The sequence below is a fragment of the Sphingobium subterraneum genome, from assembly GCF_014199435.1.
Taxonomy (GTDB): Bacteria; Pseudomonadota; Alphaproteobacteria; order Sphingomonadales; family Sphingomonadaceae; genus Sphingobium; species Sphingobium subterraneum.
This window is the reverse complement of sequence record NZ_JACIJP010000006.1, coordinates 152599-166837: the sequence shown is the minus strand read 5'-3', so window position 1 is coordinate 166837 and position 14239 is coordinate 152599. Positions and strand designations below refer to the sequence as shown.

Genomic DNA, 14239 nt, shown 5'->3' with positions numbered 1-14239 from the left:
CGGTGACGATGCGACGTTGGGTGCTCGATAAAGCGGCCACCGATGTGTCGGGCCTCCGTATCCAGGAGGTGGCCGTGCCGCAACCGGGGCCGCACGAAGTGCGTGTCCGGGTTCAGGCCGCCTCCTTCAACCGCCGGGACCAGATGGTGCTCAGCGGTATCTACGGGCGCGCCGGGTTGAGGGACCTGGTGCCGCTGTCGGATGGCGCGGGCGTGGTGGACGCGCTGGGCGAGGGCGTCCAGCGCTGGCGCCTGGGCGACCGGGTGGCGGCGACCTATTTCGCGAACTGGCAGGACGGTCCTCCGCGAACCGACATGGGTCTCGGCCTTGGTGCTGGAGACGAGGACGGCATGTTGTCCGAATATGTGGTCCTCGCCGAAGACCGGCTGGTCGCTATCCCCAACGCGATCGATATGACGACCGCTGCGACGTTGCCCTGCGCCGCGCTGACGGCTTGGAACGCGGTGATGGGTGGTTTGCAGCCGCTCGCCGCCGGACATAGCCTTCTTGCGCTGGGGACGGGCGGCGTTTCGTTGTTCGCGCTGCAATTTGCCGGTGCGGCAGGAGCGGTCTTGCATGCGACGTCCAGCAGCGAGGCGAAATGCGCGAAGCTGCGCGATCTGGGGGTGAAGACCTGCCACGATTACTCGCGCGACGACCAATGGGGCGCGGCCATATTTGCGGCGACGGGCGGCGTCGACAAAGTCGTGGACGTCGGCGGAGCGGGCACGATGAATAATTCCCTTGCCGCGCTTCGTCCCGAAGGGGAGGTGGCCATGGTGGGATTTCTCGCCGGAAATGGCGAGCCGCCCGATCCCTATCTGCTGCAGGGTAAACAGGCCATAATCCGTGGCGTCGCCGTTGGCAGCGCGCACCAGTTCGAAGAGATGACGCGGTTTATCGTCCGGCATCGTATCGAGCCGGTCATAGCAGCTGTTTTGCCGTTCGAAGACGCCCCGCGCGCATATGGGCTTCAGGATGCACCTGAAATATTCGGGAAGGTGGTCATCTCGGTTTGCTGAGTAGCTGAGCCAAGGAATGATCAATTTGGGAAAGCCAAGCCTACCCGGAAGGCCAGCGGAATGATGTAGGCTCGTTTCACGGCTCACTGCCAGACGGGGTGAGACCCGATCGCGATGGGAGGACAATGTGAACGGCAACCCTAATTTCGAGACCGAGCTGGCGGACTATCGCGCCAAGCATGTCCCGCTCTTCAACAACCAGCCGCTGAAGTTCGGGGTCTTCTCCGTTAACGCCAGCGGCAATATCTTCATGACCAAGGCGCCGACTAGCTATGAAATAAGCTGGGAACACAGCCGGGATGTGGCTCGACTGGCCGACGATCTCGGTTTCGAAGCCTTTATTCCGGTCGGACGCTTCAAGGGCTTCGGCGGCGAAACCAACTGGAATGGCGAGGTCTACGAGACACTGACCTATGCCGCCGGCATCGCGGCTGAGACCAAGAATATCATGACCTTCTCCACCCTGATCGCTCCTCTGGTTCATCCGGTGCTGGCGGCGAAAGCCCTCACCACGATCGACCATATTGGTGGCGGACGTGCGGGACTTAATCTGGTGATGGGCTGGAACATGCCGGAAATGCGCATGATGGGCACCGAATTGCGCGAGCATGACGACCGTTATGGCTATGGCGCCGACTGGGTGAAGGTCGCGACCAAGCTTTGGACGGAAGAGGGGATATCGGACTATCACGGCAAATATCTGGATCTGGAGGGGCTGGAAGCGATGCCCAAACCGATCCAGCCGCGCCCGGTGATCCTCAACGCCGGTGCATCGCCCGCAGGACAGGATTTCGCCGCGCAATATGCCGATCTCAACTTCGCCAGCTTTACAACGCCCGATCAGGCCAAGCGCTATGTGGCTTCCATCCGTGGGAAGGCTGCGGAATATGGTCGCACGATCGGGGTCGTGACACTCGTTGTCGTGGTCTGCCGCGATACCGAGGAAGAAGCGAAAGCGGCCTATCAGGCGATTATCGACCATGGCGACTGGGAAGCGGCCGACAACTTCATGAGCGGCGTCAGCCAGCAATCTTTCGCCGAACATCTGAAAAAGGAATATCTGGCAAAGTCCGTCGCCGGATCGGGCGGCCATGCGCTGATCGGCACCCCGGAACAGATTGTCGACGGGCTCAAGGAAATCAAGGAATGCGGCATTGACTGCGTTCTGCTGGGCATGTTGGACTACAAGAAGGAACTGAAATATTTCGGCGAACGGGTCATGCCCTTGCTGAAGCAGGCCGGTCTGCGGATTTAGGTCGAGAGGAGAGCGCCATGAGGCACGAAGACATCACCATCACAATGGAAGAGCTTCTCGATCGGGAGAAGATCCGGCACAATCTGGCCCGTTACAGCCGCGGGATGGATCGTCAGGATGCCGATCTCATCGCGTCTACCTACTGGCCGGACGGTTGGGACGACCATGGGATGATCGAGGCGTCCGGTCGTGGGTTTGCCGATTCCATGAAGCCGATGTGGCCGACGCTGAAAATGGGCCACATGCTGGGGCAGAGCTGCATGGAAATCGATGGCAATCTCGCCAATGTGGAAACCTATTTCCTCGCCTGGCACAGGATGGGCGAGGAGCCCGATCTCAAGGATGTGTTCCTCGGCGGCCGCTATGAAGACCGGCTGGAGAAACGCGGAGAGGTGTGGAAGTTCATCCACCGGGTCGCGGTCTATGACTGGGCGACCAACCCGGCCGACAGCCCGCCGTGGGACGATTCGGTCTTTCCGTTCGCGGCCATGCCCTCGCGCGCTTATGGCGAAACGCAAGACGATTACAGCTGGGAGCTTTTCAGCAAGGCGCCTTCACGAAAAGGCGCAGACTATCCCAAGGGAAAGCGCGGCCATCTCGGCGTTTGAGCTTTCCCGTTACGACAGCGGACCCACAGGAACGAACAGCATGCGAAGAGTTGTCACCGGACTGAACGAACAGGGCAAAGCAGCCGTGCTCTATGACGGCAAACCCCAGTCGGTGCTTTTCACCAGTGACGCGCGGGTCGGTAAGCTGAAAATCGAGGCGGTCCCCGATTTTGTAAGCCCCGTTCCGGCCGGGAACGCCTGTTTCGCCGAATTGTGGGAAACCGACGGCCTGCCGCCCTACAACATGCCCGACCCGCTCGACCGGTCACGCGGCTTTACGCTGGAACCGCCGGGTACAGGTTTCCGGTTTCGCTATTTCGAATGGGGCCCGGACCTGGATTCCTCCACGATGCACGCCACGGATACCTTTGATATCAATTATGTGATCGAAGGCGAGGTGGAACTGCTTCTGGAAGAGGAGCAGTCAGTGACCCTGCGCGCCGGGGACAGTGTGATCATCCCGGGAATCCTGCATGGATGGCGCGCTGGCCCGGCGGGCGTGCGGATGATCAACTTTATGCAGAAGCAGGCGCCGGGTACGGCTCCGACGGCCGATCATTAGCGGCGAGCCGCCTCTCCCCCTGACGGATCTGGGTTCTAAGGGTTCCAGGGATAGGACTGGTCGGTGCGGTCGCGTGTTCCGCGCAGCTTGAGGAAGCTGTACACGCCTTCCTCCTCGACGCCGGAATAGGGCTTTGCCGAACTCCAGTCATTGACGATCCGTATGGTCGCGATCTTCCACACGCCGCCCCGTTTTTCGAGCCGCATCGCATAGCGCATGCCCATGATGAACTCATAGCGCCGGCTGGCGTCGTTATTCATTTCTGCGAATTTCTTGGGACCGAGCACCGCCATGATGGCGTGTTCGTCTGCGGGAACGATATGATACGCAAGGGCGTAGGTTTCGGTGAAGGCTTCATCTCCGCGCACATCGATCAGGAAATTCGCCATGTAATGATTGGTGACATCGAAATATTTTGGCAGCATTTCGCCGTAAATGATGGGTACCGCTTCGCTCATCAGCTGGTCGACAGGACCGCCTTCGAACACCGCGTCATCCCAACATGCTTCCATCTCAAGGGCCTGATCCAGCCGGTCGGCGGCCCGGAAATGCTTGTAGATAACCTGACGGATTTCTTCGCGGTCCGACAGTTCTGAGAGTGAAAGCGCCATTTCTGCCTGCTCCTGTCCAAATTTATTATGCGTGACTGATATAATGCATCATCAGCTCCATCCCCCGCGTCTCGGCTTCCTGACCGAAGGTCAGCCCAGAGCCGGCAAGCGTCTCTTCGGCCATGATGTGGGTGAAATGATCGCGGATGGCTTCCGGCGTGGGCGTGCTGCTCCAATAGCCCTGTGTTTCAGCGATCTTTATGCGCGTCGTCGTCCCCGACATCACGCCCAGCACTTCGCCATTCACGCCACACTCTGGATGGCAGAGCCACAGAACGGTGGGAGAGACCAAATCCGGTTCGAACGCTCCGGGTGGCACCAGTTGCGCGACTTCCTCCATCTGGTTCACCGGCCGGGTCAGGGCGCCTGGTGCGATGGCATTGACCGCGATGCCGAGCTCCGCAGCTTCAAGCGCCAACGTCTTGGTCAAACCAAGTATGGCCGCCTTGGCCACCGAATATTCGAGCGAACCGCGTGATCCCAGCAGACCGGTGTGCGACGCGGTGTTGACGATCCGCCCGTAGCCCTGACCGACCATGTGCGGCCAGGCGGCACGGATCACGTTGATAGAGCCCATCGTGTGAACCGCCCAGATTTTGGCGAAGCTCTCAGAACTGCTTTCGGTGAAGCTGCGGCGCGGCAGGAAGTTTCCGGCATTGTTGACGACGATGTCGATCCGGCCGAAGTGATCGATCGCTGCGGCCACCATGGCGCTCGCTCCCGCCTCGCTCGCGACGGAATCGAAATTGGCGACAGCCTGGCCGCCCGCGCTCGTAATGTCCTCTACCACGCCGTCGGCGGGCATCCGGTCTTCGCCGTCTCCTTCCAGGCTGCCCCCCGGGTCGTTGACGACGACTGCCGCGCCGCGTGCGGCAAGGAGCAGGGCGTGCGCGCGACCTAATCCCCGCCCGCTGCCGGTCACCAGTGCCACCTGTCCATCCAGGCGGAGTTCCTTCTCCATGTCGCGGCTCCTCTTGGCTATTTGCCAACAGGCTAGCAGCAAGCGTGATCGGATCCCATGAACGACGCTTTTGGAAAGCGCTCATGATTATGAAAAGGATCGCGCGATGACCGGATTTTGGGTCAGAAACTGCCCCAGGACGATAGTATCGACGAGCCCGACATAGTTTTGCGCGGACCGCGTTACTGCGCGGTGTAGCCGCCATCGACCGCGAGCGTTACACCCGTAATGAACCGGGCGTCGTCGCTGGCGAGAAAGGCGATGGCCGCAGCGATGTCGTCGGCGGTCGGCATACCCGGCATGGGGTTCATGCTACTCATGTGGTCAATGAACGCCTTCGCGTCGCCCGTCGTCTCGGCCAGCTTTTCGTTCATGGGCGTCAGCAGCCCCGTCGGCGCGACAGCGTTGGCCCTGATCCCCATTGCGGCATATTCGATCGCCGCTTCCTTGGTCAGCTGCGACACGGCTGCCTTTGACGCGTTATAGGGAGGCAATTGCGCGAAGGCGACTAGCGCCGCAGTGGACGTTACGTTGACAATCACCCCGCTGCCCTGCGCGACGAAATGGCGCAGCGCATATTTCATTCCGTAATACACACCGTCCAGGTTGATGCGGAGAACGCGATCCCAATTTTCCTGGGTGGATTCATGAATGAGCGCACGCTCGGAGACAACGCCGGCATTATTGACGATGATGTCAAGTCGACCAAAATGTTCCACTGCTGCGGCTATCGCCCGCTCGACCGAGGCAGCGTCGGCAACATTGATCGGCACGAACGGGCAACTCAGGCGATCGGCAACCTGACGCCCCTTGGCTTCATCGATGTCGGTAACGACAACGAGCGACCCTTCCTCGACAAACCGGGCCACCGTTGCCTCGCCGATGCCTGCCCCGCCTCCGGTGACCAGCACAACTTTGCCCTTCAAGTTCCGCATTGCCTGTCCCTCCCTTGCTATTGTCCCGGCCGAATATTGTGCCCATCTATAGAGGAGTGACCGCGCAATCCCACAACCCGCGGGTGTGAATTGTGCGTGCCTTTTTTCTGAAATGGGCGCGCGGTTCCGGCTCGGCTTTCGTCGATGGTGCAGCGGACCTGCCATAACGGAGCAGCATGGACTCGTGGCCGCCATCCTTCTGCTCAACAAAGCAATGGAATGCGCTAGTTTTAAAAGCAGTTGTGCGCGCATATCGTACCAATCTCCAGCACATTAGACGCAATCAAACGGGAGAGTTGGGATGCGGGTGCGGATAAAAGCGGAACGATGCGTCGGCCATGCGATGTGCTACCTCGCGGCACCGGAAATTTTCGTCCTCAGCGATGAAGATGGGCGCGCTTCGGTGACCGTGGATGTCGTGCCGGAAGAGTTTCAAGAAGCCGTCCGCCAAGCCGCGCGGAGCTGTCCCGAAGAAGCCGTCGACATCTATTGAAGGCTGTTCGACGGAAAAAAGAGGATGAGAGGCGTCATGCAAAGCAAGCTTTCCGGCAAACAGTGCCCGATCGATCACGATCACGAATCCCGAGCCTATGCGAGCAGCTGGCCCGACCAGTATCGCGAGATGCGCAGTGAATGCCCCATAGCCTGGTCGAAGAACCATGGCGGCTATTGGGTGGCGAGCCGCTACCGCGATATTGTCGCCATCGCCCAAGCAAGCGATGTCTTCCGTAGCAACAAGACCTACGATGCCGAAAACGATGTTGTGAAGGGCGGCGTGCTGATCCCGCCCGGCACGAGCGTGCGGGGCCTTCCGATCGAGACCGATCGCCCCGAGTGGGATTCCTATCGGTCGTTCATCAACCGCAAGTTCGCGCCCAAGGCCTCCGAGGTCAGGCGGGAACGGGTCCGTCACTTCACGACCGAGATGATCGACCGCGTGATCGAAACGGGGAAACTCGATTTTGTGCACGACCTGACGGGTCCGGTTCCGGCCATGGCGACCATGGAGCTGATGGGGCTGCCGCTGGAAGAATGGCGCGAACATGCGGACGCCATGCACGAAATCGTGTTTTTGCCCAAGGAAAGCGAGGAGTTCGGCAAGGCGCTGGAACGCTTCAACTGGGTGTATCAGCGCTGTGCCGAAGAATTTCGCCGGTATCGCGAACTTCCGGAAGAAGACAATCTGCTGTCGTATTTCGCCCACGGTCAAATTGACGGTCGGCCCGTGACCGAGGAAGAAGCGCTGGGCTATGCGCTGAATATCCTGGCGGGCGGGGTCGATACGACGACGTCTCTGACCACGCATACGCTGGTCTATCTTTACGAGAACCCAGAAGAGCGCGAGCGGCTGATTGCTGAACCGGAACTCCTCCCCACGGCCCGGGAGGAACTGGTTCGCTATTTCTCACCCATGCACGGGATCGCCCGCAACGTCGTGGAAGATTTCGATATTGGGGACGTGAAAATGGAGGCAGGCGACCGTGTGTTCCTGCCCTGGTCCTCCGGGAATCGCGATCCGGAAATATTCGACGAACCGGAAAAGATCGACCTTGCCCGCTTTCCCAACCGCCACATCGCATTCGGTGCGGGTATGCATCGTTGTATCGGCTCGTTCATGGCACGGGTCATGTTCGAGGAAATGCTGACTCAGATCCTGGAACGCATGCCGGACTACAAGGTGGATGTTTCGGCGGCGGAGCGCTATCCCTCGGTCGGGACGATCAACGGCTGGATCAACATGCCAGCGACTTTCACACCGGGTAAGAAACGGCTGGTTTGATCGAGTGGGCGTGCAACCCATGCCCCTCGATGGAGGGGCAGCGGTCGCATGTCCGCGATAGGATACGACCATTATTCGTTGGTCTTCCGGGTGCGTGACGGCACGTCTCTGGGCGGTACCAGAGATATTGTCCCTTCTTGGCCGATGGCCGTTTGCCGCGACATTTGGTGATTCGGGCCACGCACGCTATCATATACGCCGGAAACCAGAAAATATCTGAACCTGTCCTATGTCCGAGATGTGCGGACTTACAGAGAGGGAAGCAAGGCGATGATTGCCGCATCCAACAGCCTGAAAACATCCCTCCCGCCTGAACCTACGGGAAAGGATGCCACAGGATCGATCCACGCGAATGGAATCAAGCCCTGCAGGGTTCGCCAGATTGCGGAATACACCGTTCCGGGCGCTCATTTTTCTGTTGTGGAATATCAATGGGGGAACGAACAGTTCGTCTTCGAAGCGGACGGATATAATCTGCAATACCGCCTTCTTCCTCACCAGTTGAACTTGCATGGCCATTGCGATGAGGGTGACGACGTAACCCTTGGGAAGATGACCTTTTTGCCGCCGGGCGGCAGGCTGCTCGTCAACCCAACGGAGGAAGAGCATAGTGCGCGTGTTCTGGTGTGCAGGATCGAGGATGAAGCCCTCACCGGGGCTTTGGCCAAGGCGTGGGAAAATCTGCGGGCGAACCAGCCGCCGACCATCGACGATCCCGATGCGTGCCATAGCCTGCACCGCATCTCGCTGGAGATCATGTATCCGCGCGCTTCGACCGCGCTCATGGTCGAGGGGTGCCTGCGCATGGCCCTTGCTTCGATTTTGCGATGGTCCCTGAGCGAACCCAATTTTATGATCCGGGAGGTCGTGGGCGGCAGTCTTCTGGATACGGAGCTTGCGCGGCTCGAAAGCTTTATCGACGAGGCAGAAGACATTATCCCGAGTGCGCACGATCTGGCGGGAGAGCTGGGTATCAGCGCTTCTCATCTTCGCCGCAAGTTTCGGGTCACGACGGGCCTGACGGTTCACGAATTCGTTATGCGGCGCAAGGTAGCGCAGGCGCAGAATCTGCTGCTTAATTCCACGCTGTCGATGAAGAGTATTGCTTACCGGCTCGGATTTTCGTCGCCCAGCACCTTTTCGATCGCCTTCCATCGTATGGTTGGCGTCTCGCCCACGCATTTCCGGCAGTCGGCCAACAGGTGACGCGTTCGGCAACGGACCGATCCTGTCGTGGACCGGTGATCGCGAACGCATGAGCGCTCTGGGCACTCGATTTATATTTATGTTCTTCTGGCGAACAGGCGCGGCGACATGCTCCCCCCGGCAAGGGGGATAGCTCGTGCCCTATGCGACTTGTCCGATCCCGAAAACCTGCCCTCCTTTGGTGAAGGAGCCTACCGGACCGTCAGAGGGAAGAAGCTTTCCAACGGTACCGGTATGCACAGGATCGCGGTTCAGCTCACACTCGTCGCCAGCTTCTTTTCGTATCGCGGCTTTGCTCCGGAGTTCTTGGGCGTACGCCGGTAGTCATCCGGGATAAGCCCCTCCAGATCGGCTTTGATCAGCAGGGCGAGACGCTCCGAACCCGGCCGCATCTGATTAATGCCGCCGCCGTTGAACCACAGGCCCTGTTGCCCGGTCTGGCCCCACATGCACGACCATTCGCCTTCGGCGTCGAGCCGCGCGATCTCACCGACCTTTTCGGCTACATCTTCGCCAAAAAAGTCCACGACTTCCGTCCGGCGGCTCTGATATCCGGTGGCGAGAATGATCATGTCGGTTTCCAGCACCGATCCATCCTTGAACTTGACGCCTTGGGGAACGAACTCGGCAAAATCCTCGTGTTGCCGGATTTTGATTTCGCCGTTGGCCACCATCTCCGACGTGCCGGTGTTGAGGTAATAGCCGCCCCCGGTACGCAGGAACAGATCGAGGAAGCCTTGGCCGTTCACCCCATCTCCAAGACGTAGGCCAGCCGCGGACAGCCGTTCGAGGAGAGCCTTGTCCATCTCCTTGGCCATTTTGTGATAGGCTTGGCTGGCGGCCTCGCGCGTCGGATTGATCAGGTACACGCCGTAGCTGATATCGACCAGGGGAGTGGGAATATCGGGGTTGATATACCCTGCATAAGCGAGATTGGCGGTTTCCACATTGGTGACGACAACGGCCCCCCGTTGCAGCATGGTTACCTCCACGCCGCCTCTGGTCAGGTCGCGGGCAATGTCGTGCGCACTCGTTGCGACACCGACAATGAAGGCGCGCTTGATGTTATAATCGGCGCACTTCGTGTATTGCGACGAATGCAACACCTTGCCGGAAAAGCTCTCGAGACCCGGCATTTCCGGCACCTGCGGCTTGCCGCCGATACCCCCCGTTGCAAGAACGATATGTTTGGGATGCAATGTGCGTTCTGCGCCATCGGCGGCGTTGGCCGGGCGCACGACCGCTGACCAGCGGCGCGTGTTTTCATCAAACTCCGCGCTGCAAAATTCGGTCGAGGTCCAGACATCCAGATCCATGTAGCGGGCATAAAGTTCAAGCCATTCCGCAATCAGATCCTTGGGCAGATATTCCGGATAATGCGGCGGGAAAGGCAGGAACGGAAACTCGTTCATTTCGATGGGATTGTGCAGATAGAGCGATTCATACCGCTTGCCCCAGCTGTCGCCGACCTTTTCATGGCGATCAATGTTGAGGACGCTAACCCCGAATTTCTTCAGGAATGCGGACGACACAAGGCCCGCCTGACCAGCGCCGATGACGAGAACTTCAGGATCTTCCCGTTCAAACCGCCGTTCTGCGTCGCGATGCTGCTTCCATGTTTCGCCGGGATAGCTTTGTTCAAAACCGCGTCCGCGCGGATAGGGAGCGGTCGGCTTGATGGCATTGAGATCTTCCAGCCGAGTGTAGAGCGCGCGGCCTTTCACGGTCGAACGGCTTTCGTCCCAGATGGCATGAAACAACAACACGCCTTTGCCATGTTTGGTGTCAAAGTCGGCAAACGCTTCGATCATCACGGGATCGCTGCCCTCCATAACGCGGGGGGCGGGCCACACACTGGAAATCCGAAAGTTATGGGGTTCGACTTCGCGCGCCGCCGCCAGCAGAACGTCAACCGAAGCCTCACGGCTGTGGAATTGCCGATAATCCCACGTCAGAGCGCCGTTGTCGCGAAAATAGGCAGGATCGCTGAGAAGAGCGGTTAGGGTGTCGACGTCCTGTCCTCCCAGCGCGCTTTCAAAAGCGGACAGCCATCCCTGAACCTGTTCCGCGATCGTCTTATCATCCATTTCGGCATCCTAAGGGTAGAGCCGCTTTAACCGCGGCGTTGGAGTGTCGCATCGAACAGTTCGCGTGGATAACGGTTCGTGCGTTCGTGGGGCGGACGATATGGCGCGCGAATTTACGTGACAATTGCCATGGTCAGACTGTTCATAAAATGAACGGATAAGAGAAGTCTTCCTGCCCGTCGTCGGCACAATGGCTGTGAGGGCAGCGGGTAAGGCGGGAAAATGTCGTGATCGGCTTTGGGAAAAAGGGACGGGGACGGATGTGCGGAGCGGGCCCCCCGTGTCCGTTTGCACTGCGAACGAACGATTTTTGGTCGTTGCCAAGCCCGACTATGTGCACTTATCGATACACCGCCAGAAGCCGATTGGTACTGCCCGCTCGTCGGGGCCAAGTGTCTTCTGTCCATGAATCAAAACAACCGGCGCGCCAGCGCAATCGCCTCATCATAAGGAAAGAACGTCGCAATGGAGATGATCGCGTATCCCAGCCTGGAAGGTAAAGTCTGCTGGATTGCGGGTGGGGCAAGCGGGATCGGGCGTGCGACAACACGCGCCATGATCGCCAGCAAGGCGAAAGTGATCATCGCCGATGTCAACGAGCAGGTTGCTGGCGAGTTGATCGCCGAGATCGCCAAGGAGGGAGGGGATGCCTTCTTCACGGCGGTTGACGTGCGCGACGATGATTCCGTCAGAAGCAGCATCGAAGCGGGCGCCGGTCATTTCGGGCGGCTCGACATCGTAGTAAACTCGGCCGGGAAAACCAGTACCGATCAATATGATGATTTCGAACGCAATGTGAATATGTTCCTGCTGGGTACGTGGCGTGCCATGCGGGCGAGCCTCCCGTTATTGCAGAGTGCAGGCGGTGGATCGATCATCAACATTGCCTCCATTGCCGGGGTTACCGGGTCCATCGGTCCCACAGGTTATGGGCCGTCCAAGCATGGCGTGGTGGGCGCGACAAAGGACGCCGCGCTCAAATACGCCAAGGACGGAATCCGGGTGAATGTCGTGTGTCCCGGCTATATCGCAACGCCTATGACCGCTTCGTTCATGCCGACCCAAGCCGAAAGTGACGAGCTGATCAACAACAAGCTCAGGGTGCCGATGGGGCGCTGGGGAGAGCCGGAGGAGATCGCGGCGGTCGTCGCGTTTCTCGCGTCGGATCAGGCATCGTTCATTACGGGACAGGCGATCATCGTCGATGGAGGACTGACAGCACGATAGGCGGACATCGGCGCCCGGCGACCGGTTCGCAAGCCGCGCAAAGCGCCGCGGTCCTTACTCGGACAGGAAGTCCTTTCGTTCGGCGAAATCCCGGAGCGAGCGCTCTATTTCCTCGACGCATTCCCGCAGCTTCGCCAAATAGCGTTGAGCAGCCTCTTCCGTCGTCATTGCGCTTCGAAAAAATACGATGTTGACCGCACCTGCGACGGTCCCGTCGGGCGCCAACGCAGGCAGGGCTATGGCGCTGATCTTTGCTTCGGTCTGGCCAGCAGAACTCGCGTAACCCTGGCTCCGGACCAAATCCAGCTTCCGTTTCACCTCGGCGCGGTCTCGGACATCTTCGCCGTTTATTCCCCCGCTCACCTCGACGAGCGAAAGAATCCTTTCGACCTCGTCCTCGGACATCTTCGACAATATGGCCTGCCCCAGCGCGGAGCGGAGCAGATACCGTTCCTTGCCAATCATGCCGCGATGGATCGACATGGGGCTGATCTTGTGGGTGGTCAGGCTGATGAGGACCTTGCCGCTTTTCAGGCTCGCAAAATCGCACGGCCATAGGACCTCTTTGGTGAGTTTGAAGAGCGGCGGCCAAGCGAACTGGGTGACGAAATCACCATCTTTCAGCGCATCGGCGATATAGGAGAATTTCGGGGTCAGTGCGATGGCGCCATCCTCGTTCCTTCTGGTGACATAACCGAGGGACTCCAGCGTATTGGCAAGACGATAGATCGAAGACCGATCGATATTCGCCGCCGCGCTTATGGTCCCGATCTTGGCCCAGCCAAGCTCGCTGAGCGTCTCGATAATCCGGAGCCCGCGCGCCAGCGACCTGACGTCTTTGTACGGGGTTGCAGTTTCGGAAGCCATGGATTCGCCCGTTCGTTAGGCGAACAGCCATGCAATTGATGTTGCCAAAGATCAAGCGATTATCAATCCTCGCCCGCAATCCCGACCATCGAAATATGATGGCGGTGGGACTTCGGGAGATATGCCGTGATTGTTGGAGCCGTATGTCTGTCGCACAGCCCGCTGAAGGACAGCAACGCCCCTCCACCTGACACAGGCCGTCGTTTCAACCAAGCGCTGGAACAGATGGCGGATTTCGTGTCCGGCGCCGAGCCGGATCTGACGATCGTTTTTTATCCCGACCATCTTAACGGGTTCTTCTACCAGATGCTCCCGCCCTTTTGTGTCGGTATAGAGGGCACCTCGGTCGGGGATTACGGCACAGCATCGGGCAAGCTGGATATTCCGGAGGATCGGGCCACCGATCTTGCCCGGTCGGTGCTCCTGTCCGGTGTGGATACGGCGCTGTCCCACGATATGCAGGTCGATCACGGGGCGATCCAGCCGCTGGAGTGGCTGTCCACAACCTTCCCGCTGTTCCGGATGATCCCGATTTTCGTCAACTGCGCCGCGCCGCCATTGCCGACGTTTCAACGCGTGCGTGCCCTGGGCCAGGCGGTTGGCGATTGGGCGCGACAGGCGCCTGAGCGCATATTGATCATCGGCTCGGGCGGGCTGTCTCACGATCCTCCGATGCCGTCGCTTGCCGGTGCGGCGCCGCAGGTGCGCGAGCGGCTGGTAAAGGGAACGCCTCTCCCCCATGGGCAGCGCTTCGCGCGGCAGAGCAAGGCCCAGCTCGAGGGGCAGGCGATGGAAGCTGGCAAGTCACGCCTCCGGGCCATCAATCCGGAATGGGATCAAACGCTGTTGGATGCCTTTGTTGCTGGCGACCTTACGGTATTGGATGGTACGTCGGACGACAGCATTCGTGAGGCAGGCGGCAGGGGAGGTGGCGAGGCGCGGGCGTGGATCGCGGCGCTCTCCACGCTGGGCGAGAACTATTCTGCCACGCAGATCTATTACGAGCCCGTTCAATCCTGGATCACCGGAATGGGGATGCTGCTGGCCACAGCGAATGAGGACCAATCGCTGACGGATATTTGAGGGATCGAAGATCCCACCCTGTTTGCGAGTCATTG

At 59.5% G+C, this 14239-nt stretch carries 14 protein-coding genes; 9 read left to right on the top strand and 5 right to left on the bottom strand.

Annotated elements, in window-relative coordinates; all coding sequences use genetic code 11:
* Nucleotides 1–8: 8 nt before the first annotated feature.
* From FHS92_RS15485 to FHS92_RS15470, 4 genes are all read left to right on the top strand, one after another.
* Complete coding sequence (locus FHS92_RS15485; protein WP_184081650.1) at nt 9–1022, top strand: zinc-dependent alcohol dehydrogenase family protein; 1014 nt, start codon at nt 9–11, stop codon at nt 1020–1022.
* A gap of 127 nt (nt 1023–1149) precedes the next feature.
* Nucleotides 1150–2277, top strand: a complete 1128-nt coding sequence (locus FHS92_RS15480; protein WP_221231110.1) for an LLM class flavin-dependent oxidoreductase — start codon at nt 1150–1152, stop codon at nt 2275–2277.
* Between the two features lie 17 nt (nt 2278–2294).
* Complete coding sequence (locus FHS92_RS15475; protein ID WP_184081649.1) at nt 2295–2885, top strand: nuclear transport factor 2 family protein; 591 nt, start codon at nt 2295–2297, stop codon at nt 2883–2885.
* A 40-nt stretch (nt 2886–2925) separates the two neighbouring features.
* Nucleotides 2926–3447: a cupin domain-containing protein gene (locus tag FHS92_RS15470; RefSeq protein WP_184081648.1), complete on the top strand. Its 522-nt coding sequence runs from the start codon at nt 2926–2928 to the stop codon at nt 3445–3447.
* A 35-nt stretch (nt 3448–3482) separates the two neighbouring features.
* Here FHS92_RS15470 and FHS92_RS15465 read toward each other — a convergent pair whose 3' ends face one another.
* The 3 genes from FHS92_RS15465 to FHS92_RS15455 form a co-directional block, all read right to left on the bottom strand.
* Nucleotides 3483–4058 carry a nuclear transport factor 2 family protein gene (locus FHS92_RS15465; RefSeq protein ID WP_184081647.1) on the bottom strand — a complete coding sequence of 192 codons (576 nt, stop codon included), beginning with the start codon at nt 4056–4058 and terminating at the stop codon, nt 3483–3485.
* A gap of 25 nt (nt 4059–4083) precedes the next feature.
* Nucleotides 4084–5019 (bottom strand): SDR family NAD(P)-dependent oxidoreductase, encoded by a 936-nt coding sequence (locus tag FHS92_RS15460; protein WP_184081646.1) that lies wholly within the window; start codon nt 5017–5019, stop codon nt 4084–4086.
* A 182-nt stretch (nt 5020–5201) separates the two neighbouring features.
* Entirely contained in the window at nt 5202–5954 is a 753-nt protein-coding gene (locus tag FHS92_RS15455; protein WP_184081645.1) for an SDR family NAD(P)-dependent oxidoreductase, read from the bottom strand.
* Between the two features lie 301 nt (nt 5955–6255).
* Here FHS92_RS15455 and FHS92_RS15450 point away from each other — a divergent pair, with 301 nt between their 5' ends.
* From FHS92_RS15450 to FHS92_RS15440, 3 genes are all read left to right on the top strand, one after another.
* Nucleotides 6256–6447 (top strand): ferredoxin, encoded by a 192-nt coding sequence (locus tag FHS92_RS15450; RefSeq protein WP_184081644.1) that lies wholly within the window; start codon nt 6256–6258, stop codon nt 6445–6447.
* Nucleotides 6448–6483: 36 nt separating this feature from the next.
* Nucleotides 6484–7734 (top strand): cytochrome P450, encoded by a 1251-nt coding sequence (locus FHS92_RS15445; RefSeq protein WP_184081643.1) that lies wholly within the window; start codon nt 6484–6486, stop codon nt 7732–7734.
* Nucleotides 7735–8004: 270 nt separating this feature from the next.
* Nucleotides 8005–8940: an AraC family transcriptional regulator gene (locus FHS92_RS15440; protein ID WP_221231109.1), complete on the top strand. Its 936-nt coding sequence runs from the start codon at nt 8005–8007 to the stop codon at nt 8938–8940.
* A 251-nt stretch (nt 8941–9191) separates the two neighbouring features.
* Here the strand turns inward: FHS92_RS15440 and FHS92_RS15435 are convergent, their stop codons facing one another.
* Nucleotides 9192–11027, bottom strand: coding sequence for a flavin-containing monooxygenase (locus FHS92_RS15435; RefSeq protein ID WP_184081641.1), 1836 nt, complete (start codon nt 11025–11027; stop codon nt 9192–9194).
* A 465-nt stretch (nt 11028–11492) separates the two neighbouring features.
* Here FHS92_RS15435 and FHS92_RS15430 point away from each other — a divergent pair, with 465 nt between their 5' ends.
* Nucleotides 11493–12254, top strand: coding sequence for an SDR family NAD(P)-dependent oxidoreductase (locus tag FHS92_RS15430; protein ID WP_184081640.1), 762 nt, complete (start codon nt 11493–11495; stop codon nt 12252–12254).
* 54 nt (nt 12255–12308) lie between these two features.
* Here FHS92_RS15430 and FHS92_RS15425 read toward each other — a convergent pair whose 3' ends face one another.
* Complete coding sequence (locus FHS92_RS15425; protein WP_184081639.1) at nt 12309–13121, bottom strand: IclR family transcriptional regulator domain-containing protein; 813 nt, start codon at nt 13119–13121, stop codon at nt 12309–12311.
* A gap of 126 nt (nt 13122–13247) precedes the next feature.
* On the opposite strand from FHS92_RS15425, the gene FHS92_RS15420 reads away from it, so the two are divergent.
* Complete coding sequence (locus FHS92_RS15420) at nt 13248–14204, top strand: 3-carboxyethylcatechol 2,3-dioxygenase (RefSeq protein ID WP_184081638.1); 957 nt, start codon at nt 13248–13250, stop codon at nt 14202–14204.
* Nucleotides 14205–14239: the final 35 nt, after the last annotated feature.

Excerpts from the sequence above, each read along its gene's own strand:
- FHS92_RS15485 (WP_184081650.1), top strand. The coding sequence starts at position 9 with ATGCGACGTTGGGTGCTCGATAAAGCGGCCACCGATGTGTCGGGCCTC.
- FHS92_RS15475 (WP_184081649.1), top strand. The coding sequence starts at position 2,295 with ATGAGGCACGAAGACATCACCATCACAATGGAAGAGCTTCTCGATCGG.
- FHS92_RS15470 (WP_184081648.1), top strand. The coding sequence starts at position 2,926 with ATGCGAAGAGTTGTCACCGGACTGAACGAACAGGGCAAAGCAGCCGTG.
- FHS92_RS15465 (WP_184081647.1), bottom strand. The coding sequence starts at position 4,058 with ATGGCGCTTTCACTCTCAGAACTGTCGGACCGCGAAGAAATCCGTCAG.
- FHS92_RS15460 (WP_184081646.1), bottom strand. The coding sequence starts at position 5,019 with ATGGAGAAGGAACTCCGCCTGGATGGACAGGTGGCACTGGTGACCGGC.
- FHS92_RS15455 (WP_184081645.1), bottom strand. The coding sequence starts at position 5,954 with ATGCGGAACTTGAAGGGCAAAGTTGTGCTGGTCACCGGAGGCGGGGCA.
- FHS92_RS15450 (WP_184081644.1), top strand. The coding sequence starts at position 6,256 with ATGCGGGTGCGGATAAAAGCGGAACGATGCGTCGGCCATGCGATGTGC.
- FHS92_RS15445 (WP_184081643.1), top strand. The coding sequence starts at position 6,484 with ATGCAAAGCAAGCTTTCCGGCAAACAGTGCCCGATCGATCACGATCAC.
- FHS92_RS15440 (WP_221231109.1), top strand. The coding sequence starts at position 8,005 with ATGATTGCCGCATCCAACAGCCTGAAAACATCCCTCCCGCCTGAACCT.
- FHS92_RS15435 (WP_184081641.1), bottom strand. The coding sequence starts at position 11,027 with ATGGATGATAAGACGATCGCGGAACAGGTTCAGGGATGGCTGTCCGCT.
- FHS92_RS15430 (WP_184081640.1), top strand. The coding sequence starts at position 11,493 with ATGGAGATGATCGCGTATCCCAGCCTGGAAGGTAAAGTCTGCTGGATT.
- FHS92_RS15425 (WP_184081639.1), bottom strand. The coding sequence starts at position 13,121 with ATGGCTTCCGAAACTGCAACCCCGTACAAAGACGTCAGGTCGCTGGCG.